This window comes from Sulfitobacter sp. D7, from assembly GCF_003611275.1.
Taxonomy (GTDB): domain Bacteria; phylum Pseudomonadota; class Alphaproteobacteria; order Rhodobacterales; family Rhodobacteraceae; genus Sulfitobacter; species Sulfitobacter profundi.
This window is the reverse complement of the sequence record NZ_CP020694.1, coordinates 3,134,492-3,159,317: the sequence shown is the minus strand read 5'-3', so window position 1 is coordinate 3,159,317 and position 24,826 is coordinate 3,134,492. Positions and strand designations below refer to the sequence as shown.

The 24,826-nt window shown below is 62.7% G+C and carries 27 protein-coding genes and 1 other RNA gene; 16 read left to right on the top strand and 12 right to left on the bottom strand.

Features of this window, described 5'->3' with window-relative positions; all coding sequences use genetic code 11:
- The first annotated feature begins 13 nt into the window (after positions 1-13).
- From B5M07_RS15475 to mscL, 3 genes are all read left to right on the top strand, one after another.
- Entirely contained in the window at positions 14-457 is a 444-nt protein-coding gene (locus tag B5M07_RS15475) for a YtoQ family protein (RefSeq protein WP_120351942.1), read from the top strand.
- Positions 458-578: 121 nt separating this feature from the next.
- On the top strand, positions 579-1,766 hold the full coding sequence (locus B5M07_RS15470; protein ID WP_317391035.1) for a histidine kinase dimerization/phosphoacceptor domain -containing protein: 1,188 nt from the start codon (positions 579-581) through the stop codon (positions 1,764-1,766).
- A 123-nt stretch (positions 1,767-1,889) separates the two neighbouring features.
- On the top strand, positions 1,890-2,321 hold the full coding sequence (gene mscL / locus B5M07_RS15465) for a large conductance mechanosensitive channel protein MscL (RefSeq protein ID WP_067937956.1): 432 nt from the start codon (positions 1,890-1,892) through the stop codon (positions 2,319-2,321).
- A 64-nt stretch (positions 2,322-2,385) separates the two neighbouring features.
- Here the strand turns inward: mscL and ald are convergent, their stop codons facing one another.
- Entirely contained in the window at positions 2,386-3,504 is a 1,119-nt protein-coding gene (gene ald, locus B5M07_RS15460) for an alanine dehydrogenase (RefSeq protein ID WP_067937958.1), read from the bottom strand.
- Positions 3,505-3,642: 138 nt separating this feature from the next.
- Between ald and B5M07_RS15455 the strand changes: the two genes are divergently transcribed.
- Positions 3,643-4,101, top strand: a complete 459-nt coding sequence (locus tag B5M07_RS15455; RefSeq protein WP_120351940.1) for an Lrp/AsnC family transcriptional regulator — start codon at positions 3,643-3,645, stop codon at positions 4,099-4,101.
- 283 nt (positions 4,102-4,384) lie between these two features.
- Here the strand turns inward: B5M07_RS15455 and rpsU are convergent, their stop codons facing one another.
- Positions 4,385-4,591, bottom strand: a complete 207-nt coding sequence (rpsU, locus tag B5M07_RS15450; protein ID WP_007118112.1) for a 30S ribosomal protein S21 — start codon at positions 4,589-4,591, stop codon at positions 4,385-4,387.
- Positions 4,592-4,701: 110 nt separating this feature from the next.
- Between rpsU and B5M07_RS15445 the strand changes: the two genes are divergently transcribed.
- The 4 genes from B5M07_RS15445 to B5M07_RS15430 all read left to right on the top strand — a co-directional run bounded on the left by B5M07_RS15445 (position 4,702) and on the right by B5M07_RS15430 (position 7,390).
- A complete protein-coding gene (locus B5M07_RS15445; RefSeq protein WP_120351939.1) occupies positions 4,702-5,394 on the top strand; it encodes a COQ9 family protein in 693 nt (230 codons plus the stop codon).
- 82 nt (positions 5,395-5,476) lie between these two features.
- Positions 5,477-6,211: an energy-coupling factor ABC transporter ATP-binding protein gene (locus B5M07_RS15440; RefSeq protein ID WP_120351938.1), complete on the top strand. Its 735-nt coding sequence runs from the start codon at positions 5,477-5,479 to the stop codon at positions 6,209-6,211.
- Complete coding sequence (locus B5M07_RS15435; protein WP_120351937.1) at positions 6,186-6,782, top strand: energy-coupling factor transporter transmembrane component T; 597 nt, start codon at positions 6,186-6,188, stop codon at positions 6,780-6,782. The genes B5M07_RS15440 and B5M07_RS15435 overlap by 26 nt, the downstream gene beginning before the upstream one ends.
- Before the next feature lie 62 nt (positions 6,783-6,844).
- A complete protein-coding gene (locus tag B5M07_RS15430) occupies positions 6,845-7,390 on the top strand; it encodes a biotin transporter BioY (protein ID WP_120351936.1) in 546 nt (181 codons plus the stop codon).
- 36 nt (positions 7,391-7,426) lie between these two features.
- Here B5M07_RS15430 and B5M07_RS15425 read toward each other — a convergent pair whose 3' ends face one another.
- A complete protein-coding gene (locus B5M07_RS15425) occupies positions 7,427-8,533 on the bottom strand; it encodes a thiolase family protein (RefSeq protein WP_120351935.1) in 1,107 nt (368 codons plus the stop codon).
- Positions 8,530-9,759, bottom strand: a complete 1,230-nt coding sequence (locus B5M07_RS15420; RefSeq protein ID WP_120351934.1) for an AMP-binding protein — start codon at positions 9,757-9,759, stop codon at positions 8,530-8,532. Before B5M07_RS15420 ends, B5M07_RS15425 begins: the two co-directional genes overlap by 4 nt.
- 98 nt (positions 9,760-9,857) lie before the next feature.
- Between B5M07_RS15420 and B5M07_RS15415 the strand changes: the two genes are divergently transcribed.
- The gene (locus B5M07_RS15415; RefSeq protein WP_067624857.1) at positions 9,858-10,868 is read left to right on the top strand and encodes an NAD(P)H-quinone oxidoreductase; all 1,011 of its coding nucleotides are present in this window, start codon (positions 9,858-9,860) and stop codon (positions 10,866-10,868) included.
- 162 nt (positions 10,869-11,030) lie between these two features.
- Here the strand turns inward: B5M07_RS15415 and B5M07_RS15410 are convergent, their stop codons facing one another.
- Positions 11,031-11,675 (bottom strand): ribonuclease T2 family protein, encoded by a 645-nt coding sequence (locus B5M07_RS15410; RefSeq protein WP_120351933.1) that lies wholly within the window; start codon positions 11,673-11,675, stop codon positions 11,031-11,033.
- 123 nt (positions 11,676-11,798) lie between these two features.
- Here B5M07_RS15410 and B5M07_RS15405 point away from each other — a divergent pair, with 123 nt between their 5' ends.
- The 3 genes from B5M07_RS15405 to B5M07_RS15395 all read left to right on the top strand — a co-directional run bounded on the left by B5M07_RS15405 (position 11,799) and on the right by B5M07_RS15395 (position 15,186).
- Positions 11,799-12,578 carry a DUF1013 domain-containing protein gene (locus B5M07_RS15405; protein ID WP_120351932.1) on the top strand — a complete coding sequence of 260 codons (780 nt, stop codon included), beginning with the start codon at positions 11,799-11,801 and terminating at the stop codon, positions 12,576-12,578.
- Between the two features lie 121 nt (positions 12,579-12,699).
- The gene (locus B5M07_RS15400; RefSeq protein ID WP_120351931.1) at positions 12,700-13,821 is read left to right on the top strand and encodes an endonuclease/exonuclease/phosphatase family protein; all 1,122 of its coding nucleotides are present in this window, start codon (positions 12,700-12,702) and stop codon (positions 13,819-13,821) included.
- A gap of 186 nt (positions 13,822-14,007) precedes the next feature.
- Positions 14,008-15,186: a type III PLP-dependent enzyme gene (locus tag B5M07_RS15395; protein ID WP_120351930.1), complete on the top strand. Its 1,179-nt coding sequence runs from the start codon at positions 14,008-14,010 to the stop codon at positions 15,184-15,186.
- Positions 15,187-15,301: 115 nt separating this feature from the next.
- On the opposite strand, the gene recR is transcribed toward B5M07_RS15395, so the two are convergent.
- The 4 genes from recR to B5M07_RS15375 all read right to left on the bottom strand — a co-directional run bounded on the left by recR (position 15,302) and on the right by B5M07_RS15375 (position 18,548).
- Positions 15,302-15,895, bottom strand: coding sequence for a recombination mediator RecR (gene recR, locus B5M07_RS15390; RefSeq protein ID WP_120351929.1), 594 nt, complete (start codon positions 15,893-15,895; stop codon positions 15,302-15,304).
- 53 nt (positions 15,896-15,948) lie between these two features.
- Entirely contained in the window at positions 15,949-16,293 is a 345-nt protein-coding gene (locus B5M07_RS15385) for a YbaB/EbfC family nucleoid-associated protein (RefSeq protein WP_007118099.1), read from the bottom strand.
- A 52-nt stretch (positions 16,294-16,345) separates the two neighbouring features.
- On the bottom strand, positions 16,346-18,109 hold the full coding sequence (locus B5M07_RS15380) for a DNA polymerase III subunit gamma/tau (protein WP_120351928.1): 1,764 nt from the start codon (positions 18,107-18,109) through the stop codon (positions 16,346-16,348).
- Between the two features lie 76 nt (positions 18,110-18,185).
- Positions 18,186-18,548 carry a YidH family protein gene (locus B5M07_RS15375; protein WP_120351927.1) on the bottom strand — a complete coding sequence of 121 codons (363 nt, stop codon included), beginning with the start codon at positions 18,546-18,548 and terminating at the stop codon, positions 18,186-18,188.
- A gap of 64 nt (positions 18,549-18,612) precedes the next feature.
- On the opposite strand from B5M07_RS15375, the gene ypfJ reads away from it, so the two are divergent.
- Positions 18,613-19,446, top strand: coding sequence for a KPN_02809 family neutral zinc metallopeptidase (gene ypfJ, locus B5M07_RS15370; protein ID WP_067624885.1), 834 nt, complete (start codon positions 18,613-18,615; stop codon positions 19,444-19,446).
- A gap of 171 nt (positions 19,447-19,617) precedes the next feature.
- On the opposite strand, the gene ffs is transcribed toward ypfJ, so the two are convergent.
- Both ffs and B5M07_RS15360 read right to left on the bottom strand, forming a co-directional pair.
- An RNA gene (gene ffs / locus B5M07_RS15365) (signal recognition particle sRNA small type) lies at positions 19,618-19,715 on the bottom strand.
- 37 nt (positions 19,716-19,752) lie between these two features.
- Positions 19,753-21,597, bottom strand: coding sequence for a 5'-nucleotidase C-terminal domain-containing protein (locus tag B5M07_RS15360; RefSeq protein WP_302649193.1), 1,845 nt, complete (start codon positions 21,595-21,597; stop codon positions 19,753-19,755).
- A 166-nt stretch (positions 21,598-21,763) separates the two neighbouring features.
- Between B5M07_RS15360 and nudC the strand changes: the two genes are divergently transcribed.
- Positions 21,764-22,732 carry an NAD(+) diphosphatase gene (gene nudC, locus B5M07_RS15355; protein ID WP_120351925.1) on the top strand — a complete coding sequence of 323 codons (969 nt, stop codon included), beginning with the start codon at positions 21,764-21,766 and terminating at the stop codon, positions 22,730-22,732.
- A gap of 72 nt (positions 22,733-22,804) precedes the next feature.
- A complete protein-coding gene (locus tag B5M07_RS15350) occupies positions 22,805-23,278 on the top strand; it encodes an SRPBCC family protein (protein ID WP_067624890.1) in 474 nt (157 codons plus the stop codon).
- A gap of 15 nt (positions 23,279-23,293) precedes the next feature.
- On the opposite strand, the gene B5M07_RS15345 is transcribed toward B5M07_RS15350, so the two are convergent.
- A complete protein-coding gene (locus tag B5M07_RS15345; protein ID WP_120351924.1) occupies positions 23,294-24,151 on the bottom strand; it encodes a prephenate dehydratase in 858 nt (285 codons plus the stop codon).
- Between the two features lie 154 nt (positions 24,152-24,305).
- Between B5M07_RS15345 and B5M07_RS15340 the strand changes: the two genes are divergently transcribed.
- Complete coding sequence (locus B5M07_RS15340; RefSeq protein WP_067624897.1) at positions 24,306-24,806, top strand: c-type cytochrome; 501 nt, start codon at positions 24,306-24,308, stop codon at positions 24,804-24,806.
- Positions 24,807-24,826 lie beyond the last annotated feature (20 nt).

The following is a 24,826-nucleotide window of genomic DNA, read 5'->3' as shown; positions in this document are numbered from 1 at the left end:
GAAAGGACGAGCAATGAAAGTCTATCTCTCCGGTGAAATCCACACCGATTGGCGCGAACAGATCATCGAAGGGGCGCGCAGCCTTGAGGTGACCTTCACCGCGCCGGTCACCGACCACGCCGCCAGCGACGATTGCGGCGTGGCGATCCTTGGGGAAGAGGCCGACAAGTTCTGGCATGACCGCAAGGGCGCGCAGATCAACGCGATTCGCACCCGCAAGGCGATTGCCGAAGCGGATGTGGTCGTGGTGCGCTTTGGCGAGCAATACAAGCAGTGGAATGCGGCCTTTGACGCAGGCTATGCCGCCGCTTTGGGCAAATCGCTGATCATCCTGCACGGCCCCGACCATGCCCATGCGCTAAAGGAAGTCGATGCCGCGGCGCTGGCCGTGGCCTCCGAACCGGCTCAGGTGGTCGAGATTCTGCGCTATGTGCTCACCGGTACCCTGCCGGGGTGACGCGGCAGCAGGGCTAGCCGCCTTAAAATTTAACATCTATCAAGGGCTTAAGTGCGAATCGATTCGGCAGCGTAGTGGACGCCGCTGCCTTGCGGGCTAAACCTTCACTAGCTGGAGGTTCATCAGCCTTGATCTGCCCCCCGAAAGGCAGGCCAAATCCGACCCCCGCTGCCGTGCCAAAGTTGCGTGGCGGGTTAACTTTGGAAGGAGAGGGTCCATTTTAGCCGACACGCCCGCAGAGCAGGATGCGCGTCTTGAGACGCTCTATTCCTATGATATTCTTGATACCGAAGCCGAAGCGGATTTCGACGATATCGTCGAGCTTGCGTCCAAGATCTGCGAAACGCCCGTCTCTCTAATCAGTCTGGTTGACGAAAAGCGTCAATGGTTCAAGGCCCGTGTGGGGTTTGAGCCGCAGGAGACCGGTTTGGATCAATCGGTCTGCTCTCACGCTATCCTTGATGGGGGCTATACCGAGATCTCGGATATGGGGGCCGATTCGCGCACCGTGGACAACCCGCTCTATGTGGGCGACCCGCGGGTGAAATTCTATGCCGGGGCGAACCTTGTCGCGCCGAACGGCCAACCGATCGGCACGCTTTGCGTGCTGGATACCAAGCCGCGCACCCTGAACGACTTCCAACGCCAAGCGCTGCAAACCCTGTCGCGTCACGTGATGATGCAGTTGGAACTGCGCAAGAAAATCCGCATCGAGGCCGCCCTACGCGCCGAGATGGACCACCGGGTGAAAAACTCGTTCCAGACCATCGCGTCCCTGCTGCGGATGGCGACGCGCAAGGTGCAAGACCCCGACGCAAAGGATGTACTCGCCCTTGTAGAGCGGCGTTTCGGGGCAGTGGCATCGCTGCACAGCGAATTGATGGGGCAGGGCGGCAAAGGCAAGGTGCAAACCTCTTCCTACCTTGAGCAGTTGAACAAACTTCTCGCCGCCAGCGCGCCGGATCACGTCACCATCTTTTGCGAGGCCGAGCCGGGCGAGTTGCAGGCCGTGCAAGCCTCGGCGCTTGGCATGATCGTGAGCGAGTTCGTGGCCAATTCGATCAAACACGCCTTTGTCGGGGATCGGGCAGGAGAGATCAGGATTTCTCTGCGTCGGCAGGAGGGGGGCGAGAGCTGGCTTTTGGAGTGTCGGGACAATGGTCGCGGGCATAACGGTGCCGTTTCGGGTGCCGATAGCACCGGCCTTGGGCGGTTGTTGATGGCGACGGCGGCTGAACAGCTAAGCGGGCGGCTGAGCACCGATTTCAGCGCCAATGGCGCGCTTTTGCGGGTCTGTTTTCGGCAATAGGCCTGCCCGAAGCCGCAAATCGGGCGGTTCACCTGAAAACTTTATTGACCCCAATGTGCCGCAGTCCCCACTATCGGGTATGACGGCGAGGGTATCGGCGCGACGTGGAATAGGGACAGAACTGTGATTCAAGAATTCAAGGATTTCATCGCCAAGGGCAATGTTATGGACATGGCCGTAGGTATCATCGTCGGCGCGGCCTTTACGGCGATCGTGTCGTCGTTGGTGGCCGACCTGATCAACCCGATCGTCGGGCTTTTCACCGGTGGGGTGGATTTCACCAACAACTACGCGGTGCTTTCCGGGGATGTGCCTGCGAATGCCTCGTTAGAGCAGGCCCGAGAGGCGGGCGCGTCGGTCTTTGCTTACGGCTCGTTCCTGATGGCCGTGATCAACTTTTTCATCATCGCCTTCGTCGTCTTCATCTTGGTGAAGATGGTGAACCGCGTGAAATCGGCTGCGGAAAAGCCTGATGAGGTGGCGCCAGAGGTCAAGACCGGTCCATCGCAGCTTGATGTATTGTTGGAAATTCGGGATGCTTTGAAAACGCGCTAAGCGGCGCTATCGCATGAGAAAGGCCCGCCAGATTGGCGGGCCTTTCGTGTCTCACCGGTGGCGTTTAACCCGCGATGGCTTGATCTGCGGTGATGCTGTCGATCCCAAGCGCGTCGCCCACGGCGGCATAGGTCAGCTTACCCGCGTGCACGTTGAGCCCGGCCTTGAGGTGGGGGTCATCCGCGCAGGCCTGTTTCCAGCCCTTATCTGCCAGTGCCAGCATGAAAGGCATGGTGGCATTGCCAAGCGCGATGGTCGAGGTGCGCGCCACGGCGCCGGGCATGTTGGCCACGCAGTAGTGCATGACGCCGTCGACCTCATAAACCGGGTCTTGGTGGGTGGTCGCCTTGGAGGTCTCGAAACAGCCGCCTTGGTCAATGGCCACGTCGACCAGCGCCGCGCCGGGTTTGAGTTCGGACAGTTGCGCGCGGCTGATCAGCTTGGGCGCTGCGGCACCGGGGATCAGCACCGCGCCGATGATCATATCGGCTTGGCGCGCCAATTCGATGGTGTTGCCCGCGCTGGCATAGGCGGTTTTGAAGGTGCCGCCATAGATGTCATCAAGATAGCGCATCCGGGGCAGCGAACGATCCAACACGGTCACATCCGCGCCCATGCCTGCGGCAATCCGTGCCGCATGGGTGCCGACGACGCCGCCGCCGATGACCATAACCTTGGCCGGGCCAACACCGGGCACCCCGCCCATCAACACGCCGCGTCCGCCATTGGCCTTTTGCAGTGTCCAAGCACCGACCTGCGGTGCCAGACGCCCCGCGACTTCGGACATCGGTGCCAAGAGGGGCAGCCCGCCATTCCGGTCGGTCACGGTTTCATAGGCAATCGCGGTACAGCCCGAGGCCAGCAGATCATGCGTCTGATCCGGGTCGGGCGCGAGGTGCAGATAGGTAAAGAGCAATTGCCCTTCGCGCAGCATTTTGCGTTCGCCCGCCTGTGGCTCCTTCACCTTGACGATCATATCGGCGCTGGCAAAGATTTCCTTGGCCGTGTCGATGATGGTGGCACCTGCGGCGGTATAATCCGCATCTTCAAAACCCGCGCCGACGCCCGCCCCTGCCTGCACGATGACCTCATGTCCGTGGGCGATGGCTTCTTGTGCGGCATTGGGCGTCAGGCCGACGCGGAATTCCTGCGGTTTGATTTCTGTCGGGCATCCGATTTTCATGGGGGTCACTCCTCCTCCGTAGTGGGACAGGATTATCACAGCCGCCGTGCATATCGCTGCGAATTTGGGGTCGCCATGGGGCTCATTCTTCGAATATAATCGCGTCTGAACGCATTGTTACGCGAAAGTATTGCGCATATGGCCTTGGATGAGATTGATCGGCGTGTTCTGCGCGCTTTGCAGCGCAACGGGCGGATGTCCAATGCCGAATTGTCGGAAGTGGTGCATCTGTCGCCCTCGGCCTGTCATCGCCGTGTGCAGCGGTTGGAGAAAGAGGGCTATATCCGCGATTATGTCGCCCTGCTTGACCCGCGCAAGCTGGATATGCCGACCACGGTGTTTGTTGAGATCACCCTGCAGGCGCAGGCCGAAGAGGTGTTGGAAGCCTTTGAGAAGTCGGTCTCGCGCATTCCCGATGTGTTGGAATGTCATCTGATGGCGGGAACGGCGGATTACCTGTTGAAGATCGTGGCGGAGAACACCGAGGATTTTGCCCGAATCCATCGCCAGCATTTGGCGCGGCTGCCGGGGGTGGCGCAGATGCAGTCGAGTTTCGCGTTGCGGACGGTGTGCAAGACGACGGCGCTGCCGGTGTAGTTGGACGGTGCGGCGGAGGTTCCAAGCGGAGCAGCCCGGAATCAAGGCCGAAGGCCGCCGGGCAGCGCCAGACCGCCCGGACGGGCTGGCGCTTTTGCTGAGGTTCGTGCCGTCCTGAGGTGCTTCCTAAGCCCAGCCACCATAAATTGCCTGATTGCTGAAGTTCCGGGCACCACCCCGCGGTCTGGCGCTGCCCGGCTCTGCACCCAGTACCCCACAAAACAAAACCCCCGCTGCCATCGGCACCGGGGGTTCTATATCTGTTGCGTGTCGCGGGAATGATTTACATCATACCTTCGCGTTGCGCTTTTTTCCGTGCCAGTTTACGGGCACGACGGATCGCTTCAGCTTTCTCGCGCGCTTTTTTCTCGGACGGTTTCTCGAAATGTTGCTTGAGCTTCATTTCACGGAAAACGCCTTCGCGCTGTAGCTTTTTCTTCAGAGCCCGAAGGGCCTGATCGACGTTGTTGTCGCGAACACTAACCTGCATGTGGTTGTCACCACCTTTCTAGGATAAAGTTGCAAGGAATTGCAGGAAATGGGCCTATAACAGCCTATATCTCCTTTGTCCACCCCATCACGCCCCGATAGGAGCCCGCCATGACCCCGCCCAAGGCCGACCCACAGGACCAAATGCTTGATGCCGCATTGATGCATGTGCCGTTTGACGGCTGGTCGCCCGCGACGTTCAATGCCGCGATCAAGGACAGCGGTCTGGACCCGGCGCTGGCGCGCGCGGTTTGCCCCCGAGGGGCGGTCGATCTGGCCGTGGCCTATCACCGACGCGGCGATGCGAAGATGTTGGAAGGTTTGGCGCAGGCCGATCTGTCGGAACTCCGGTTCAGGGACCGTATCGCCAAGGCCGTGCGCCTACGGCTCGAAGCAGGCGACCGTGAGGCGATCCGCCGGGGCAGCACGCTTTTCGCCCTGCCGCATCACGCGCCCGAAGGGGCGGGCCTGATCTGGGAGACCAGCGATAAAATCTGGACCGCGCTTGGCGATACGTCGGATGATGTAAACTGGTACAGCAAACGCGCGACGCTGTCGGGGGTGTATTCTGCCACGTTGCTCTATTGGCTCGGGGACGCCAGCGAGGGGCATCAGGCGACGTGGTCATTTCTGGACCGGCGGATCGACGACGTGATGCAGATCGAAAAGCTCAAGGCCCAAGTGCGCGAAAGCCCGACGCTCAGCCGTCTGATGGCCGGGCCTAACTGGCTTTTGAGCCACATCAAAGCGCCACGGGGGCAGCAGGACCCTGATCTGCCCGGCCGCTGGACGCCGCCGAGCTGACGCAACCTGCGGGCGAACTGCGGGCTTCCCCGCCCGCCCGGCAGGTGGTAGGTCGGGGCACCCGGTTTTATACAGGCCCCCAATGACCAGCCAGACGCTCCCGCTCATTGATATTGAAAAGGTGTGCTACACCCCCGCAGGCACGCCGGTGCTGCGCGACGTGAGCCTCAGGTCAGATGCCTCGCGGATCGGCATCGTGGGGCGCAACGGGTCGGGCAAGACCTCTTTCGCGCGGGTTCTCTCGGGCTTGGTGGCCGCAGATGAGGGGCAGGTGCGGATCGGCGGGATCGACGTGGCCCGCGACCGCCGCCGGGCGATTGGTGCTGTCGGCATCCTGTTTCAAAACCCCGACCATCAGATCATCTTTCCCACCGTGGAGGAGGAAATCGCCTTTGGCCTGCTGCAAATGGGTCAATCCAAGGCCGAAGCGGCGCGGGGCGTGGCCTCAATCCTTGGTCAGTTTGACAAGCGTCATTGGGCACAGGTGTCGATCCATCAGCTCTCACAGGGGCAGCGGCAGTTGGTTTGCCTGATGGCGGTTCTGGCGATGCAACCACGGGTGCTGGTGCTCGACGAACCCTTTGCCGGGCTCGATATTCCGACACGCCTGCATCTTGAACGGGTCTTGGCCGGGCTCGACTTGACGCTGGTGCACATCACCCACGATCCGGCAGCGGTGGCGGGCTACGATCACATCCTCTGGCTAGAGGGTGGCGAAGTCGCCCAGCAAGGCAGCGCGCGTCCGGTGCTGCGCGCCTTTGAGACACGGATGAAGGAACTGGGGGCGAGCGATGATCTCTCTGACCTCGCCGGTTGAGACCCGCGCCCACGGCTGGCCCGCGGGGGCCAAGCTGGGGGCGCTTTGTGCGGCGACACTGTTGCTATTCGGGGTCGAGGATCTGGTCTGGCAAATCGCCTTTTGTGCCGGGATGTTGCTGCTTTACGCCCTGCCGGGGCGGGCTTTTCTAAAGGGCGGCTTGGGGCGGTTGCGGATGCTCTGGCCCTTTGTGGCGTTGATCCTGCTGTGGCATATACTGACCAGCGATGCAGAGGCCGGCCTTGTCATCGTGCTGCGCATGGTCACGGCGGTGGGGCTGGCCAATCTTGTGACCATGACCACGAAACTCAGCGATATGATGGCGGTGGTGCGCTGGCTTGCCACGCCGCTGCGCCGCTTTGGGGTCCGAACCCGCAGTCTGGAGTTGGCCGTGGCGCTGGTGGTGCGTTTCACGCCGGTGCTGGCGGCCAAAGGGCAGATGCTATCGCTGGCGTGGCGCGCGCGGTCGCGCAGGCGGGCGGGCTGGCGGATCGTGATGCCCTTTACCGTGCTGGCCATCGATGACGCCGAACATGTGGCAGAGGCGCTGCGCGCGCGTGGCGGGCTGTGATTGCTTGACCGGGGCAGAGGGCTGGCCTAGGCATTGGAAACTTTAATTCAAGGACCCTCTCAATGGAACGCAATCTGACAATGATCGCCCTCTTCGCCGCGCTGATTGCGGCATTGGGCCTGATCCCGAAATTCACGCTCGGCTTTGGCGTGCCGATCACGGCGCAGTCGCTGGGCGTCATGCTCTGTGGCACGGTGCTGGGCGCATGGCGCGGCGGTCTTGCCGCACTGCTGTTCGTGGCACTGGTGGCGCTTGGTCTGCCGCTTTTGGCCGGAGGCCGTGGCGGTCTGGGCGTCTTTGCCTCGCCGACCGTGGGTTTCCTCGTTGGCTTCCCGATCGGTGCCTTTGTGACTGGCTTTATCATGGACCAGTGGCGCAGCGCGCCTGTGGGTCTGGCCGCCGGGGTTTCGGCCGTCTTGGGCGGCATCCTTGTGGTCTATGCCTTTGGCATCTTCGGCATGATGATGACGCTGAACAAGACGCTGCTTGAGGCGACCCTGCTGGTCCAAGCCTTCATCCCCGGTGACCTGATCAAAGCCGTGCTGGCGGGTTTCATCACCTCCGGTCTGGCCAAGGCGCGTCCCGCAAGCGTGCTGTCGCGCAGCTAAAACGATTGGCCCGCTCCCCCAAAAGGGGGCGGGCCGCTACAGCCGCATCAGCGCGGCAGAGCCGATCCCCCCGGCTGCGGCAATCGCCGCCAATCCGGTGCCCGACCCCCGCGCCACCAATCCATGCCAGAGCCGCACTGCGTTGATCGCACCCGATGCACCAATCGGATGCCCGCGTGCCAAGGCACCCCCGCCGATGTTGACGATCTGCGGCGCGACCCCCGCGCCGGTGGCGCAGGCGATGGCCTGCACGGCATAGGCCTCCATGATCTCGGCGAGGGTCAGGTCGCTGGCGGTTAATCCCGTTTGGCGAAAGACTTCGCCAATCGCCACCAGTGGTGCCAGTCCCGGCTCTTCGGGTTTGCTGCCCTTGGTTGCGGTGGCGATAAGTTCGATCTTTGGCACGGTGAGCTCAGCCGCCATTCGGTCTGAGACAACGACGCAAAAGGCCGCGGCATCGGCGGCGACGGCGGCATTGGCGGCAGTGATCTCACCGGAAAGCACCTTGGCCCGGCGGCAAAGCGCGGGGGTGAGGCGGCGGGTGAATGTATCGGCTTCGATGTTTGCGAGCGGTACGAGTTCCGCCTTGGGCGCTAGCTGCGCGCGGGCCTTTGCGTGGCTTTCCACCGCCCAGTCATCCTGCGCTTCGCGGGTGATACCCTGCGACCGGGCAAGCGCAGCGGCGGCTTGCGCCATGTCGGGGTCACGCGCGGGCCATGGGGTAAAGGGCGCTTGGGTATAGGGCTCAGGCGGGCGGCCATCGGCGAAGGTGCGGTAGCGCAACGGTTGGCGCGAGTAGCTTTCCGCCCCGCCCGCCACAACGATATCCGCAGCCCCCGCAAGGATCATTTGGCGCGCCAGCGCGAGCGCGTCCAAGCCCCCCGCGCACTGCCGGTCAATGCTCAGGCCCGCGACATGTTCGGGCAGCGCCGCCGCCAAGGCGATGCTGCGCGCGGGGTTGCCGCCGGGGCCAAGGGCGGTGCTGCAGATCACTTCGTCGACCTGCGCAGGGGCCAACCCCGCGCGGGCAAGGGCGGCGGAAAGAACCGGCGCGGCAAGATCGGGCAAAGTCAGATGCGCCAAGGCGCCGCCGCGCGGGGCGACCGGGCTACGGCAGGCAGAAACGATGTAGGCACGGGTCATGCTTGGCCCTCCAACCCGTCGGCGAGGGCGCGAAGGTCGACCTTGCCCGAAGGCAGCAGCGGCAATTCGGAGCGGAAATAGACGCGACGGGGGGCGGCCAGTGGGCCGAGTGCTGCGCGACAATTGGCGATGATTTCCTCAGGGCGCGCCGCCTCTGCGGTGCCTTCGACAACTGCAATCAGATGTTGCCCCCGCAGCGCATCGTCACGGGGCAGAACCGCGCAGGGCAGACCAGTATGCGCGGCGATCACGGTCTCCACCGCTTCGGGGAAAACCAGTTGATCGGCAATCTGCACCATGCGCTGCCGCCGCCCTCTGATCCACAGCTGTCCTTTGTCATCCAGTTCGCCCATCTCGCCCACGGTCACGAAACCATCCTGCCTGCGGGTCTCGGTGCTGCAGCCCAGAGCGTAGCCATCGAAAAGGTACGGGCTGCGCACCCAGATTTCACCCACGTCTGAAGTGGGTTGCCCCGCCGCATCCAAAAGCCGCAGTTCGACGCCGGGATAAGGGCGGCCAACCGATCCTTCGGGCGTGGCGGCATCGGCCAGCGTGATAAAGCTCGTTTCTGCCGCGCCGTAAAACACATGCACCGCCGCATGGGGGCAAAGCCGCCCGGTCGCCGCCCGCGTCGCCGCATCAAGCGCGCCGCCGCCACAAAGCACCAGCCGCAGCGAGGGCAGCGGGGCGGCGGCCCCACGGGCCAGCAGCCGTAATTGCGTCGGCGTGGCATAGAGGATCGTCGCCCCCGATGTGGCAATCTGCGACGCTTGCTGGCGGGGGGGCTGATCGGCCAGAATATGCGCGTCGAGGCCAAGGTGCAGCGCCTCCAACACCGCATAGAGCGACAGGGAATGGCTGAGCTGCCCCAACACGGCAACGCTGTCGTGGCGGGTTAGAGCAAAGCGATCGGCGTTCACGTCAAAGCTAGCGATCCAAGAGGCTTGGCTGCGGCGCACGGCCTTGGGTTGGCCCGACGCGCCCCCGGTGAGGGTGAGGAACGCGCCGGGCGGGCAGGCGATGTCATCGGGCAGGGGGCGGTCGCCGAGGCAAAAGGGGGCCTGCTGGCTGATCGCTGTGGTAAGGGCCGTCAGCGCGTCGAAGGTCGGGGTTGCGGGCAGGGCGCGGAAGCTGTCGCGCTGGCCTTCGGGCGCGCGGGGCACTTCCGATTGTCCCGCGAAAAGCCGCGCGTCCTGATGCCATCTGAAATTGCCTTGCGCGCGCATCCGCCTTCTCCCACTTCCGTCGGGCTTCAAATTCCGGGTGCACGCCCCGGGGCCGCCAGTTAGGCTGCGGCAAAACCAGACCCGAGGATACTTCAGACATGACAGAGACCATGCGTGCAATCGAAATCACCGAACCCGGCGGTCCGGACGTTCTTCAGGGCACCACCCGCCCGCGGCCCCAACCGAAACATGGGCAGGTCATCATCAAGGTCGCCTATGCCGGGGTGAATCGCCCCGATGCCCTGCAACGCGCGGGCAAATATGCACCGCCGCCCACCGCCAGTGATCTGCCGGGGCTGGAGGCCTCGGGCGAGGTGGTCGAGGTCGGCCCCGGCGTGACGACACTGGCACCGGGGGATCTGGTTTGCGCCCTGCTGCCCGGCGGTGGCTATGCCGAATATGTGGCCACCCCCGCCGCGCATTGCCTGCCGATCCCCGAAGGCATGGGGCTGAAAGAAGCGGCCTGCCTTCCCGAGACGTTCTTTACCGTCTGGTCCAACCTCTTCATGCGGGGCGGGCTTAAGGCTGGGGAGAAAGTGCTGATCCACGGTGGCTCTTCCGGCATCGGCACGACGGCGATCCAGCTGGCCCGTATCTTGGGCGCGCGGGTGTTTGTGACCGCGGGGACGGATAGCAAATGCACGGCCTGCATGAAGCTGGGTGCCGAAGTGGCGATCAACTACCGGGATACGGATTTCGTTGACGTGCTGCAGGCCGAGGGCGGCGCGGATGTGATCCTTGATATGGTTGGGGGCAGCTATATCAACCGCAACCTGAAGGCTTTGGCCGAAGATGGCAGGCTGGTGCAGATCGCTTTCCTGCAGGGCGCCAAGCAGGAGGTGAACTTTGTCACCCTGATGACCCGCCGCCTGACCATGACCGGATCGACCCTGCGCCCGCAAAGCGATCTGGCCAAGGCGCGGATTGCAGAGGAGCTTTTGCAGAACGTCTGGCCCCTGTTGGAGCAGGGCCGCGTCGCCCCGGTGATGGACAGCACCTATGACCTGTCCGAGGCGAATGACGCGCACCGTCGGATGGAGGCCAGCGGCCATATCGGCAAGATCGTTCTAAAGGTCGGTGGCGCGCTGGACGCCGAGGCAGACCAATAAAATTTGAATCAGTAACGAATTGTTAACCATTAATTCGTTTACTGATAGCACGGGTGGCCGGGACGCTAGCCACCCGTGTTGGAGAGAGAGCCGAAAGGCATTGAATGCGGGGGAGGAAATTACGCCTCTCCCGTTTTCGCCCAGTTACCCGCCCCGATGGGTTTAGCGCAAAGGGGTGAACAGGGCGTTATCAAGCGTACAGTCCCGCCGAACGTCCGGCCCGCAGGGGATGAACTCAAGACTGCGAGACAGACAGATGCGCGCCTCTTGGATGTGGCCTTGCTTGCAGGTGATGGTGACCCCCTGTGCGGTCAGGTCGGGGTTCGCTTTGAGGAATGCCTCCTCTACCACGGAGGCGGGCAGGGAAACGGCGCGGTCGAGCTTGCGAAAGACCTCGGGGCGGTTGATGCGGGCGTAGGCCTCTCGCGAGAGGGCGAAATAATCCGCGGAGTCCAGCCCGCTGCAAGAGCCGTGTTTCTTCCATTGATGCCATGCCAAGCCCCCGGTGCCCATGATATCGGCCATCGCCCCGGTCTGTGCGCGGCTGGGCGGGCGCTGGCCGCTTTGGCAATAGGACGGATACCCGCGCGTGAATTGTGGCCAAAGCCCATGTAGGGTCCAGCCGTGGTCCTTATCCGCATCGCATTGCGCAGACTGCCGCGCGTCGCCCGTCAATTCGCACCAGTTGGGCGACCATGACAGGGACATGACGTAGTAGTCGAATTCGCCCGAACTCTCCCCCTCGGCCAGCGTAACGGTGGGGGCAAGCAGCCCGAGGATCAGCAGGCAGGCGCGCAGTGGCCGCATTGGGTCTTCCCTTATGATGTTTGAGACAGTATACAGCCGCCAACTTCCCCGACAATGAAGACCGTTCTGCCAAGCAGGACAGCCTTTCAGGCGACGGGAAAATTGCGTTTTTAGGAGAGTGACATGGCAAAACCGATTATGGCCAAAGCCACCGCCGTCTGGCTCGTGGACAACACCACCATCAGCTTCAAGCAGATCGCTGATTTCGTCGGCATGCATGAATTGGAAGTGCAGGGCATCGCCGATGGCGACGTGGCGCAGGGCGTGAAGGGTTTTGATCCGGTTGCCAACAACCAGCTTACTCAAGAAGAGATCGACGCGGCGCAGGACAATCCGCTGCATAAGCTGAAGCTCAAGTTCAACGCCGCCGCCGAGGGCGAAGAGAAACGTCGCGGCCCGCGCTATACCCCGCTCAGCAAACGTCAGGACCGTCCGGCGTCGATCCTGTGGCTGGTCAAGTTCCACCCCGAACTTTCCGACGGTCAGGTCAGCAAACTGGTGGGCACCACCAAGCCGACGATCCAAGCGATTCGCGAGCGCACGCATTGGAACATCGCCAACATCCAGCCGATCGACCCGGTTGCCCTTGGCCTGTGCAAACAGTCCGAGCTTGACGCCGCCGTGCAAAAGGCCGCCGCGAAAAAGGCCGCTGCGGGCGAAGTGATGAACGACGACGAGCGCCGCAAGCTGGTGTCGACCGAGCAGAGCCTCGGCATGGACAACGAGCCCAAAATCCCCACGGCCATCGAAGGTCTGGAGACCTTCACCCTCTCCGGCAACAGCACGGACGACGAAGAGGAAGATGATCATTCCAAGGGCGATTACTCCGACGCCGACAGCTTCTTCTCGCTGCCAGAGAGCACCGATGAAGACGACGAGGATGAAGACAAGGCCAAGGGCTAAGCCCCTTCAGGGCGGTGTGGCGGAAGGAACTTTCGCCACAAGGATGTGTTAAAGTGACAGGGCGTCGGATTCTTCGGCGCCCTGTTTTTCTTTGTTAAAAAAAGGCGCTTTGCGCCGGGGGATGGATTTGGAAACGGCATTGGACTGGATGATCTGGGGGCTGGCAGGGCTGCTGATACTGTGCAGCCTACTGCCGCTGAGTAAGCTGCCTTTTGGGGCGATCCGGGGGCTGGCCTTTCCACGTGAGCAATTCCTTGGTCTGGCGCTGCTGCTGGCCGCCGCCTTCGCGCTGGTGCAAGGGCCAACGACGACTTACGGCATGATTGGCATCGCACTCATGCTGGGCGTGGCAGCGCTTCAGGCGATTTATATCACCAAGTTCACCCCAATTTGGCGCAAGCAATCTCTCGCCGCCTCGCCCGAGCTGCGCCGCGAGACGGACCGCCATTTCAGTCTGCTGGCGGCTAACGTCAAGAAATCCAACCGGGACTATGGCAAGCTTATCGCCCTTGTTGAGGCGCGGGTGCCGGATATCTTCATGGCCATCGAAGTGGATCAGGATTGGATTGATGCGCTGGATGCCGGGCTGGGTAAGAACTACGAGCACCGCATCGACGTGCCGCTCGACAATGGCTACGGGCTTTGCGTGATGTCGAAACTGTCGCTGTCGGAGGTTGAGGTGCGGGAGTTGGTGACGCGCGACGTGCCGTCGATCCGCGCCCGGGTGCATTTGCCGATGGGGGAGGATTTCCGCCTCTATGTCGTGCACCCCGAACCGCCTGTGGTCGAACATGATACCAAGGGGCGCGACAGCGAGATTGCGATGGTCGGTATCGAGGCCGAGAAAGATCCGCTGCCCGCCGTTGTTACCGGTGATCTGAACGATGTAGCTTGGTCCACGACGACGCGGCGCTTCCAACGGCTCTCTGCCCTGCTGGACCCGCGCGTGGGGCGCGGCATGTATAACACCTTTAGCGCGACGATGCCGTGGATGCGCTGGCCGCTCGATCACCTGTTCCACGACCCGCAGTTCCGCCTGCTTGAGATGGACCGACTTGATAAGATCGGCTCGGATCACTTCCCCATGTGGTTTGTCTTGGCGTTGGCCCGGACCGAAGCCGCCGAAAGTGACCCCGAAGAAACCGATCCAGGAGAGGAGCAGGAAACCAAAGATATGATCAAAGAAGAACGCAAAAGAGACCGCGACCCCATCGGTAGTGACTGGGAAGATGAGGAAGCCTAACAATCTGCATCTCGGCTAATTTTACCCCTTGTACGAATCCTAAAACGGCGTATGTGGCGCATTACAGACGCCAACGCACGCGCCTCTGGCCGGTCAGTTCCTACTCTGACTGACCCGCGTTTATGTAGCGACGGTAACGTCTCTTGAAACGACACGCGGGGAACCAGCCCCACCTGCTCTTTGGAGATGACCATGAACGCTACAGTACCCGGTGCACTGCGCACCGCATCCAATTCATTTGCCGATCCGGCCGCTGCCTATATTGCCGCCAACAGCTTTGACAAGCCGACGCTTGTCATCAGCCGCGAGCGTGTGGCCGCGCAATATGATGCGCTGCATAGCGGTCTGGGCGATGCACATATCCATTACGCAGTGAAAGCGAACCCGGCGGCGGAAATCATTCGTCTTCTGGTCAAAAAAGGCTCTGGCTTTGACGCGGCATCGCGGGCTGAGATTGAGCTTTGCCTCAGCCAAGGTGCGAAGCCGGAAAACATCTCTTTCGGTAACACCATCAAACGCGCCTCCGACATCGCTTTCGCGCATTCCGCTGGCGTGACCCTGTTCGCGGCCGACAGCGAAGCCGAACTCGACAAAATCGCCGCCCATGCGCCGGGCGCGCGGGTCTATCTGCGCTTGATCGTTGAAAACTCCATGGCAGACTGGCCGCTTAGCCGCAAATTCGGCTGTGCCGGTTCCGCGCTGCCTGCGCTGTTGAACCACGCGGTTGCCGTGGGCCTCGTGCCCTTCGGTCTGTCCTTCCACGTCGGCTCGCAGACCCGCAAGGCGGAGTTCTGGAACCCGGTGTTGGATCAGGTCGCGCCGCTGTGGCATGCTGCCCGTGCGGATGGCCATGACCTGCAACTGCTGAACCTCGGCGGTGGCTTCCCAGCCTTTTACGGCGAAAGCATCGAAGCGCCCCGCGCCTATGCTGCCGCTGTGATGCGCGCCGTCAAAGCCCGCTTTGGCGACGTGCCGCAAGTGATGGCAGAGCCGGGCCGTGGTCTGGTGGCCGAGGCCGGTCACATCGCTGCCGAAGTCATGCTGGTGAGCCGTAAATCCGCGGACGATCTGCACCGCTGGGTCTATCTGGATATCGGGCGCTTCTCGGGGCTGGCCGAAACTGAAGGCGAAGCGATTCGCTATCAAATCGTCACCTCGCATGACGGCGAAGAGACCGGACCCTGCGTTCTGGCTGGCCCGTCTTGCGATTCGGCGGACATCCTTTACGAAAAACGACCAATTCATCTGCCTTTATCTCTCCGCGATGGCGATAAAGTGATGATTCGCGCTTGCGGAGCCTACACAAGTTCCTACAGTTCGGTTGGGTTCAATGGATTTCCGCCGCTTGATGTGATCGTGCTCTGAAAGCACGATCTGCGTCGCCACGGAAAAGGGCCGTCTGCTTTGGGAGGAGCGGGCGGCCCGCTTTGATTTTGATCTTTAATTCTGGGCTTTGAGGCGGTTTTGATTCCGGTGAGACCTAAAGCGCCTTACGCGCCTGCATCGCGGCGGTGATCGTCCCGTCGTCGAGGTAATCAAGTTCCCCGCCAATCGGCACCCCTTGGGCGAGGGAGGTGAGCCGCACCCGGCCCTCCAACTGATCCGCGATGTAATGAGCCGTGGTCTGCCCGTCGATCGTGGCGTTGAGCGCGAGGATCACTTCGGTCACGCTTTCAGTATCGATCCGGTCCACCAGCCGCGGAATGCGCAATTCCTGCGGGCCGATGGCATCCAGCGCCGAGAGCGTCCCGCCCAGCACATGATAGCGGCCCTTGAACACGCCGGACCGTTCCATCGCCCAAAGGTCGGCCACATCCTCGACCACGCAAAGCTCACCATTGGCGCGTTTTTCAGAGGTGCAGATGTCGCAGACATCAGCGGTGCCCACGTTGCCGCAGTTCAGGCATTCGCGCGCCGTGGCGGCGACGGTCTGCATCAGGTCGGACAGGGGGGTGAGCAACAGCGCGCGTTTGCGGATCAGGTGCAGCACCGCGCGCCGGGCCGAGCGGGGGCCAAGGCCGGGCAATTTCGCCATCAGCTCAATCAGGGCGTCAATATCGCGGGTAGAGCTCAAGAATGGCACCTTTGGGGGAAAAGGGAGGGGAGGGGCGTCACCGCCCCAACCGTTTAGAAGGGCAGTTTCATGCCCGCGGGCAGGCCCATGCCTTCGGTCAGCTTGCTCATTTCAGCCTGTGCACGCTCGGAAGCTTTGCTCTGGGCGTCTTTGATGGCGGCGAGGATCAGGTCTTCGACGACTTCTTTTTCGTCTTTGTTAAAGATCGACGGGTCGATATCGAGGCCCTTCAACTCACCCTTGGCGCTACAGGTCGCTTTAACGAGGCCCGCACCGGATTCACCCTCAACGGTGATGTTGTGCATCTCCTCTTGCAGTTCGGCCATCTTGCCCTGCATTTCCTGAGCTTTCTTCATCATCCCGGCCATATCGCCGAGGCCGCCTAATCCCTTGAGCATCTGGGGTCTCCTTGTTGTGTTGTCGTTTATATGTGGCGTGAGGTGGGGGGTATCAACCGTCCTCGAACGGATCCCATTCGTCTTCGACCTCTGGCAGCGCCTCTGCCGTGGCGGCGGCGGCGATGTCTTCGGGGGTGCGGATCGCGGTGATGCGGGCCTTGGGGAACTGTGCCAACACGGCCTGCATCATCGGATGTTCTTGGGCCTGTTTCTTGAGCGCCAGTTCGCGCGCATCACGGATTTGCGCGATGGTTTCGGCACCGCCCTCGTTGACCAGCGACACCGCCCAGCGATTGCCGGTCCAGAGTTGCAGCTTTTGCCCCAGCCGTTGCGCCAGATCGCGCGGGGCGTCGTCGGTGGGGACGAATTCGATGCGGCCGGGCTGATAGGCGGCCAGTTGCAGGCAGGTTTCGACCTCGACCAGCAGTTTCACATCGCGGTTCACGCGGATCAGCTCAACCACATGTTCGAATGTCGGGAAGCGGGCCAGCGCGGCGTTCAGGTCTTGCGCCAAGGCGGTGCTCTGCCCCTGCGGGCCGGGGTTCGACGCCATGCGCTGCTGGGCGTGTTGCACGGCCTGCGCGCCGGTGCTGCCTTGGGGCGCGCCATTGCCGCCGCCACCGCCACTACCGACGGGGCCGGGGGCCGGGGGTGGCGTGCTGTTTTGCAGCTTGCGCACCAGTTCTTCGGGCGAGGGCAGATCGGCCACATGGGTCAGGCGGATCACGGCCATTTCGGCGGCCATCATCGCGTTGGGGGCGGCGGCGACTTCATCCAGCGCTTTCAGCAGCATTTGCCACAGCCGCGTGAGCACGCGCATCGGCAGGGTCTCGGCCATTTGCTGGCCACGGGTGCGTTCTTCGGGGGCGATTGTGGGGTCTTCGGCGGCATCAGGCGTGATCTTCACGACCGACACCCAATGGGTGATCTCGGCCAGATCGCGCAGCACCGCCATCGGGTCTGCCCCATCGGCGTATTGGCCGCTGAGTTCCGTCAGCGCCGCTGCTGCATCGCCGCGCAGCACCATGTCGAAAAGGTCCAGCACCCGGCCTCGGTCCGCCAGGCCCAGCATTGCGCGCACCTGTTCGGCGCCGGTTTCGCCCGCGCCGTGGCTAATGGCCTGATCCAACAGCGAGGTCGCGTCGCGGGCGGAGCCTTCGGCAGCGCGGGTGATCAGCGCCAGCGCGTCGTCGGTGATCTCGGCAGTTTCTGCCGTCGCTATCTTGCGAAGCAGGGCGATCATCACTTCGGGCTCAATCCGGCGCAGATCAAAGCGTTGGCAGCGCGACAGCACCGTCACCGGCACCTTGCGGATCTCGGTGGTGGCAAAGATGAATTTGACGTGTTCGGGCGGCTCTTCCAGCGTCTTCAGCAGCGCGTTGAACGCGCCGGTCGAGAGCATGTGCACTTCGTCGATGATGTAGACTTTGTAGCGGGCCGAGGCGGCGCGGTAATGCACCGAATCAATGATCTCGCGGATGTTGGCAACGCCGGTGTTCGACGCGGCGTCCATCTCCATCACATCAACGTGGCGGCCTTCCATGATCGCGGTGCAGTGTTCGCAGACGCCGCAAGGATCAGTCGTCGGCCCGCCGTTGCCGTCTGGCCCGATGCAGTTCATCCCCTTGGCGATGATCCGCGCGGTGGTCGTCTTGCCGGTGCCGCGGATGCCTGTCATCACAAAGGCCTGCGCGATCCTGTCGGCGGCAAAAGCGTTCTTGAGCGTACGCACCATGGCGTCTTGGCCGACAAGATCGGCAAAGGTCTCGGGCCGGTATTTGCGGGCCAGAACGCGGTAGGCGGATGTATCTGTCATGGTGCCCCAGATCGGATTCGGTCAAGGCCGTAAACTAGGCGCTCCGCGCCGTGGCGTCCACCGTGCTTGCGGGGGCTCAGAGCATCCAGAGAATCGCGCCGACCCCACTTGAGGCAAAGGCGAGGATTGCGGCCAAGATTTTCATGCGACTGTTGGGCTGGGCATTGGCATGATGGTCGCTTAGCCGTTTTTGCGTCTTGGCGGCTGACGCCTGCGCCGCCCAATAGACATAAAGGGCAGCAAGGATGAAAACCGAGGCAACCGCCTTGGCGACCCACGTCGGCTCAAACTCTCCGAAAACGGCACGCAGACCAATCGCCACCGCCACACAGGCCATGCCGGTTCGCATCCAACCCGCAAAGGTGCGTTCATTGGCAAGGATGGTGCGGTCCTCGGCCCAATCCGTGCGGTTCTCGGCAAGATCGTTTTTATCACTCATTGAACCAATCTGCTCTTTACGCGTTCATGTGGCAATAAACTTTGACATAGCGGGGGACGGTCGGATGCGTTTGCGGGGAATTGGGCGGAGCAAGAATGTCATTCGCCGTAGCGGAGGGGCCGGTAAGGCGGGCGGACTTGGTCTGGTGGGCGTTCTGGCGGTTATGGCCATTGGATATTTCACCGGCATCGACGTGACCCCGCTATTGACCGGCCAAGGCGGCGGTCAGGTCCAGCAGTCCCGCCCGCTGAGCGACAGCGAAGACCCGCAAGTCGATTTCGCCGCCCGCGTGCTGACCACGACAGAACAGGTCTGGAGCCGTATTTTCCAAGAGCAACTGGGGGAAACCTATACGCCGCCCAAGCTTGTCGTATTCGAAAACGTCACCCAAAGCGCCTGTGGCGGTGCCTCCGGCGCAACCGGCCCCTTTTACTGCCCGGCGGACAACATGGCCTATCTCGACACCGCCTTTTTCCGCACGCTGGACCAGCGTCTTGGGGCCGAGGGCGATTTCGCGGCAGCCTATGTGATCGCGCATGAGGTCGCCCACCATGTGCAGAATGAGATCGGCGTCTTGCCGCAGGTGGCCCGGATGCGGCAGCAGTCCTCTCAGGTAGAGGCGAATGCCCTGACCGTGCGGCTTGAGCTGATGGCTGATTGTTTTTCAGGGATCTGGGCGTCGAACGTCGAAGGGTTGATGGAGAAAGGCGACCTTCAGGAAGCTCTGAATGCGGCGCGGATGATCGGGGATGACCATTTGCAACGGCAGGCCGGTCAGGTGCCACAACCGCATACCTTTACCCATGGCACGTCAGAGCAACGCGCGCGTTGGTTCGAACGGGGCTTTGAGAGCGGCGAGATCGCGGCCTGTGATACATTTGAGGCGGATCGGCTGTAAGATGATGTGGGCGGCGCCCTCCCTAGGGGGCGATGCCCGTGGTGCCCGCAGGCGGGGCATGTCGGCGGGCCTGTTATCTCTCAACCGCGACAATTTCTTTGGAGAATCTACCCCTTTCATCGTTCCTGCGGAGCGACTGCCGGGGCGTCGCATTGCTGCACAATGCGACGGTGGTGAGAGGCTGATAACGACCCAAGCGGGGCTCGTTACGGCTGCTTCCTTCCGGATCTGACCGGGTTGGCGAGGCGCTTGCCCGCACCAACCTCTCAAGGCCCATATAGGAGGGGGAGGATCGAAGTGCAAGCCTCACAAGCGGATCCAGATCTGGGCAAAGCCCGATGCCGTTATTCCGCGGGGATCGGGCGACAGATGCGCGATATCATTAAGAAAGGGCAGCGCGCCCGGTGAGGTATAGTGGACCGCTTGCGCTCCGGTCGCATCGAAGTGCCATGGGTGAGCGCTGGACCATGGGTGGTCTGGGCTCGGCGCGAGGGCGGCGATCAGCGCCTCGGTCAGGGGCAGGGGGCTGCGCAGGGCGACATTTGCGATGGGTGCACGGTCAAATCCGCCGCCGCCCGCTGCGCGAAACTGGTTGGTTGCCAATAGAAACCGTTGGTCCGGCTCGACAGGACCCCCCTGCCACGACAGCGCCGTGATGCGCGCCCCACGGGGGCGGTGGGGGTCGATTGCATAGGTCACGCCGTAGATCGTATCGCAGTGAAAAGGCGGGCGGCAGGGATCGAGAAGCGGACCTGTCGCACTGCCAAGCGGGGCGAAAACCTCGGCCGCTTTTTCCAGCCGTCGCCGGAGGTCAGCCCCCGTGATACGCAGCGCCCAGACCGCGTTTTGATAAGGAACCAGCCCGGCGATATGGCGGCGCTGCACCGCACCGGGGGGGATGTGCAAAAAATGCTCGGGCCCGCCACGCCCGCCCGCCGTATGTGCCGCCGTGGCCGCGAGGATGGGCAATGCGCTGTCCGCCGTGCCCGCCACGCCTATGCGTATCACCTCGGCCTGCGCACGGGCGGTCAGCGCGTCGATGGGGGTGGGCATGGCAAGGGCAAAGTAGTTGTGCAGCGCCGTCCCGGTGTGGCCGACCACCTCTTCCAGATGCTTGCGGGTGCCAATGTGGCTGATCCGCGCGGCACTGAGCACCACGGGGTCGGCCAGCGTTTGCGCGCTGTTGTCGCGCAGGTGGCTGTGATGCTGCGACACCCGCCAGCCCCCCCGTGCGTCCCGTTCAAGGGCCAAATCCAGCACCGCCAAATCGGACCCGCCAAACCCCGGCATTGCCGCCGGTCGGTTGGACAGGGTGCCTGCCTGCGTGTCGACCCCCTTGCGCGGGCCGTGGTCCGCGCCGGGAAACCGAAGGTGGGTGTGGCCGGTGATTACGGCGTCGATCCCTTCGATCTGAGCCAAGGCGCAGATGTCTTCTTCGGCGGCGATCTCTCCTTTTTGGGGGATGCCCATATGGGCCAGCAGCACGGTCAGGTCGGCCCCCTCTGCCCGCAGCCTCAGGGCGGCGCTGCGCAGGCTTTCGAGGGGGCTGACGATCTCAGCCGCGTCTTCCAAGACCTCGCGGTTCCAAATCGCCGTGCGGCCCGGCAGAACGGAAAGCAGGCCAACCTGCAGCGTAGAGGAGGGATGCCCCCCAACAGCGGGCAGCAGGCATGACACAACGGCCCAGCGGCGCAGGGGGCCGGGATCGGTCAGATGCAGATTGGTTGAGATCAGCGGCATATCAATCGCGCCCGCCACGGCGCGCAGATAGGGCAGACCATGATCAAGGTCGTGATTGCCCAAGCCCAAGCCATCATATCGCAGATCGTTTACACAGGCGACAAGCGGATGCGTGGGGGTGACCGGCATCTGGGCGAGTTGGTCGCCCAAGGCATTGCCCTGCAACAGATCACCATTGTCGAGCAAGAGACAGGCCGCGCCCTGTTCAGCGGCCTCTTGCCGGGCGGCGCGGATCAGCGTGGCAACCCCGGCCAGCCCATGGTGCCCCACCGAACGGTCGCCCACATAATCATGGCCCACGATCTGCATGTGCAAATCAGTCGTGGCCAATATGCGCAGACGTGCCCCGACCGGGGTGCCCCCCTCGGGGGGAACGACACCGGCCGTGACATATGTGCTGCGCTTGTTCACCGTAAAGGGAATTACTCGTTAAAATTACACAACCTAAAGCTGTTTTTATATGACCAGATTTCAACCGCTCTGGCAAGGGGGCTTGGGATTGCCAATATCGCCTGCGCCGTGGCATGGCTGGGCGAAACGCACAAAGCCTGTATCGGGCCGGTATCGGGAGAGCACCATGCGTCACGCGGAGACGGTAACCTTTGGAGGCTCGGCCCTTGATCGGGCGGGAGAGATACGCGGCAACCCGGAAGCGTTGGCGCAGCTTCGCGCCGACCCTGCGGCGCGCGCCATCGTCTTTTGGCGTGGCAAACCCCTGATCGCGCCTGAACGCCCTGCCGGTTTGGTCCGATTGGCGATGGATCACCCGGCGCTGCAAGAGGCCGCTGCCGCGCCGATCTTGCTGGGCCGTGAGGACGGGGCCGCGCGCTTTGCCGTCGATATTTCAGGCTGGCAGCCTGCCGATCTGGACCAATCGCAACTGGGGGCGTTCCTTGACCCCAGCGAGCAGCGGCACCCACTGCTGGGCGATGACATGGCATTCGCCGAGTTGCGGCGGGTGATGACATGGCTTGACCCGCGCGATGCCGAACTGGCTGCCAGCGGCAAGGCGATCCTCGGTTGGCACGAAACGCACCGCCATTGCGCGCGCTGCGGCGCTGCGACCGATCCGGCCCAAGGCGGGTGGCAGCGCGTCTGCCCCGATTGCGGAGGGGCGCATTTTCCGCGCACCGATCCGGTGGTTATCATGTTGATTACCCATGGCAATTCCGTTCTCATGGGCCGCTCCCCCGGCTGGCCCGAGGGGATGTATTCCCTGCTGGCAGGCTTTGTCGAACCGGGAGAGACGGTAGAGGCCGCCGTGCGGCGGGAGGTTTTTGAAGAAGCAGGGGTGCAGGTCGGCGCGGTGAGCTACCTCTCCAGCCAGCCATGGCCCTTTCCGGCCTCGCTGATGTTGGGCTGCGCTGGCGAAGCGCTGAGCCGCGACCTGACCATTGACCCGGTTGAGATCGAAGACGCGCTTTGGGTCACCCGCGAAGAGATGATGGATGTCTTTGCCGGAAGTCACCCGCGTCTGCTGCCCGCCCGTCGCGGGGCCATCGCGCATTTCTTGCTGGAAAACTGGCTTGCGGATACACTGACCTGATACACCGACCTAACAGGCCCGGTCAAAGCGGCAGGGGTGGCAAATGCGAGCAGAAGAATTGGAACGGACGGAATGAAATTCTCGACCAAAGAAGACGTCGAAGCCCCGATCGAAGCGGTCTTTGACATGTTGTGCGATTTTGAGAGCTTTGAGCGGGCGGCCATGCGGCGCGGTGCCGAGGTGCAGCGCGCCGATACGATGCATCAGCCCGGTGTGGGAATGACTTGGAACGCGGTCTTCCCCCTGCGCGGCAAGCGGCGCGAGCTGACGCTTGAGATGGTGACCTTCGACCGGCCCAACGAGATGGTGATCGACAGCATGTCACAGGGGTTGGCGGGGCAAATGTCGTTTGAATTGATGCCCCTGTCGCGCAACAGCACGCGCGTGTTGGTAGCGCTTGAGATCAAGCCGCTGACCCTTTCCGCGCGGCTCTGGGTGCAATCGCTCAAGCTGGCCAAGACGACCCTAACCAAGAAATACAAGGACCGCGTGGCGGAATATGCCCGCGGTATGGAAGAGCGTCACGCCCGCGGCGTCAAAGTCTGAGCCTGCGCGCCTAGCCTACATCCCGCTCGGCGCGCCCCGGCCGGGATGGGCGGGGTAGGCGCCGAGAATTTCCAGCTTATTGGTGAAATACCCCAATTCATCCAGCGCGCGTTTCACCGCCGGGTCTTCGGGATGGCCCTCGATATCGGCGTAGAACTGTGTCGCGGTGAAGGACCCGCCGACCATATAGCTTTCGAGCTTGGTCATGTTCACCCCATTGGTCGCAAAGCCCCCCATCGCCTTGTAAAGCGCGGCGGGGATGTTGCGCACTTCAAAGACGAAGGTGGTCAGCATCCGCTCGGCCCGGGGGGACAGGTCGATCTCAGGCGCCATCAGCAGAAAGCGGGTGGTGTTGTGGTCCATATCCTCAATATCGCGGGCCAGCACGGTCAGGCCGTTGATCTCTGCCGCGACCTCTCCGGCGAGAACACCATCGGTGCAGCCCTCGGTGGCGGCCAGTTCGGCGGCGGCACCGGCGGAATCGGCGGCGGGTTCAGAGGTGATCCCATGTTGCTGCAAGAAACTGCGCGCCTGCGGCAGCAGCACCAGATGCGCGCGGACGTGTTTGATGTCTTTTAATGCCACGCCGGGGCGGGCCATCAGAGCGATGCGCACCCGAACGAAAGCTTCGCCGATGATATGCAGTCCGCTTTCCGGCAGCAGGCGGTGGATATCGGCCACACGGCCATAGGTCGTGTTCTCCACCGGCAGCATCGCCAATTCGGCGCGCCCTTCATTTACGGCGCGGATCACCCCTTCGAACGACTGGCAGGGCACCGGTTCCATGTCGGGGCAAGCTTGAAGGCAGGCCTCGTGACTATAGGCGCCAAGGGCCCCTTGGAAGGCGATGCGCGGCGTGGTCTGGGCGGTCATGGATCGTATCCTGCTGCAAAAGGCGCGGAGAAGGGCAATTGGTCGCGGTAACTACACCTTGCCTGCGCCAAGGGAAAGCAATAGATACGCGGGCAACGATGCCAAGAACCATGGCCCGCCCATGGTGCCAATACCAAGTGATGGACCCTGACGCATGTTCGATACAATGACCCTGACCAAAATCGCAGCCGGCGTATTCGGCGCCTGGTTGGTACTTCTGCTGGGCAAATGGGCGGGGGAAGAGATTTACCACGCCGATGCACATGGGGAAGCGTCCTATGTGATCGAAGTGGCCGATGCCGGTGGTGACGAAGGCGGCGAAGAGATCGACTTTACCGCCGTGATGGCCGAAGGCGATGCCGACAGCGGCTCTAAAGTGTTCCGCAAATGCGCCGCGTGCCACAAGGTCGACGGCTCCAACGCCGTTGGTCCGCACCTTGACGGTGTGGTCGACCGCGATATCGCCTCGGTTGACGGTTTCGGGTATTCCGGCGCTCTGACCTCGCTCGAAGGTGCATGGACCCCGGAAGAGCTGAGCGCCTTCCTCACGAGCCCCAAAGGCTATGCCCCCGGCACCACCATGGGTTTCGCCGGTCTGCGTAAAGTCGAAGACCGCGCTGACGTGATCGCTTACCTACAAAGCGTTTCCAACTAATTCCACGCTGCATTGCGTGA

Coding starts and splice junctions, on each gene's coding strand:
- B5M07_RS15475 (WP_120351942.1), top strand. CDS start 14: ATGAAAGTCTATCTCTCCGGTGAAATCCACACCGATTGGCGCGAACAG.
- ald (WP_067937958.1), bottom strand. CDS start 3,504: ATGAAAATCGGATGCCCGACAGAAATCAAACCGCAGGAATTCCGCGTC.
- B5M07_RS15455 (WP_120351940.1), top strand. CDS start 3,643: ATGGCCTTGGATGAGATTGATCGGCGTGTTCTGCGCGCTTTGCAGCGC.
- rpsU (WP_007118112.1), bottom strand. CDS start 4,591: ATGCAGGTTAGTGTTCGCGACAACAACGTCGATCAGGCCCTTCGGGCT.
- B5M07_RS15445 (WP_120351939.1), top strand. CDS start 4,702: ATGACCCCGCCCAAGGCCGACCCACAGGACCAAATGCTTGATGCCGCA.
- B5M07_RS15440 (WP_120351938.1), top strand. CDS start 5,477: ATGACCAGCCAGACGCTCCCGCTCATTGATATTGAAAAGGTGTGCTAC.
- B5M07_RS15435 (WP_120351937.1), top strand. CDS start 6,186: ATGATCTCTCTGACCTCGCCGGTTGAGACCCGCGCCCACGGCTGGCCC.
- B5M07_RS15430 (WP_120351936.1), top strand. CDS start 6,845: ATGGAACGCAATCTGACAATGATCGCCCTCTTCGCCGCGCTGATTGCG.
- B5M07_RS15425 (WP_120351935.1), bottom strand. CDS start 8,533: ATGACCCGTGCCTACATCGTTTCTGCCTGCCGTAGCCCGGTCGCCCCG.
- B5M07_RS15420 (WP_120351934.1), bottom strand. CDS start 9,759: ATGCGCGCGCAAGGCAATTTCAGATGGCATCAGGACGCGCGGCTTTTC.
- B5M07_RS15415 (WP_067624857.1), top strand. CDS start 9,858: ATGACAGAGACCATGCGTGCAATCGAAATCACCGAACCCGGCGGTCCG.
- B5M07_RS15410 (WP_120351933.1), bottom strand. CDS start 11,675: ATGCGGCCACTGCGCGCCTGCCTGCTGATCCTCGGGCTGCTTGCCCCC.
- B5M07_RS15405 (WP_120351932.1), top strand. CDS start 11,799: ATGGCAAAACCGATTATGGCCAAAGCCACCGCCGTCTGGCTCGTGGAC.
- B5M07_RS15400 (WP_120351931.1), top strand. CDS start 12,700: ATGGATTTGGAAACGGCATTGGACTGGATGATCTGGGGGCTGGCAGGG.
- B5M07_RS15395 (WP_120351930.1), top strand. CDS start 14,008: ATGACCATGAACGCTACAGTACCCGGTGCACTGCGCACCGCATCCAAT.
- B5M07_RS15385 (WP_007118099.1), bottom strand. CDS start 16,293: ATGCTCAAGGGATTAGGCGGCCTCGGCGATATGGCCGGGATGATGAAG.
- B5M07_RS15380 (WP_120351928.1), bottom strand. CDS start 18,109: ATGACAGATACATCCGCCTACCGCGTTCTGGCCCGCAAATACCGGCCC.
- B5M07_RS15375 (WP_120351927.1), bottom strand. CDS start 18,548: ATGAGTGATAAAAACGATCTTGCCGAGAACCGCACGGATTGGGCCGAG.
- ypfJ (WP_067624885.1), top strand. CDS start 18,613: ATGCGTTTGCGGGGAATTGGGCGGAGCAAGAATGTCATTCGCCGTAGC.
- nudC (WP_120351925.1), top strand. CDS start 21,764: ATGCGTCACGCGGAGACGGTAACCTTTGGAGGCTCGGCCCTTGATCGG.
- B5M07_RS15350 (WP_067624890.1), top strand. CDS start 22,805: ATGAAATTCTCGACCAAAGAAGACGTCGAAGCCCCGATCGAAGCGGTC.
- B5M07_RS15345 (WP_120351924.1), bottom strand. CDS start 24,151: ATGACCGCCCAGACCACGCCGCGCATCGCCTTCCAAGGGGCCCTTGGC.
- B5M07_RS15340 (WP_067624897.1), top strand. CDS start 24,306: ATGTTCGATACAATGACCCTGACCAAAATCGCAGCCGGCGTATTCGGC.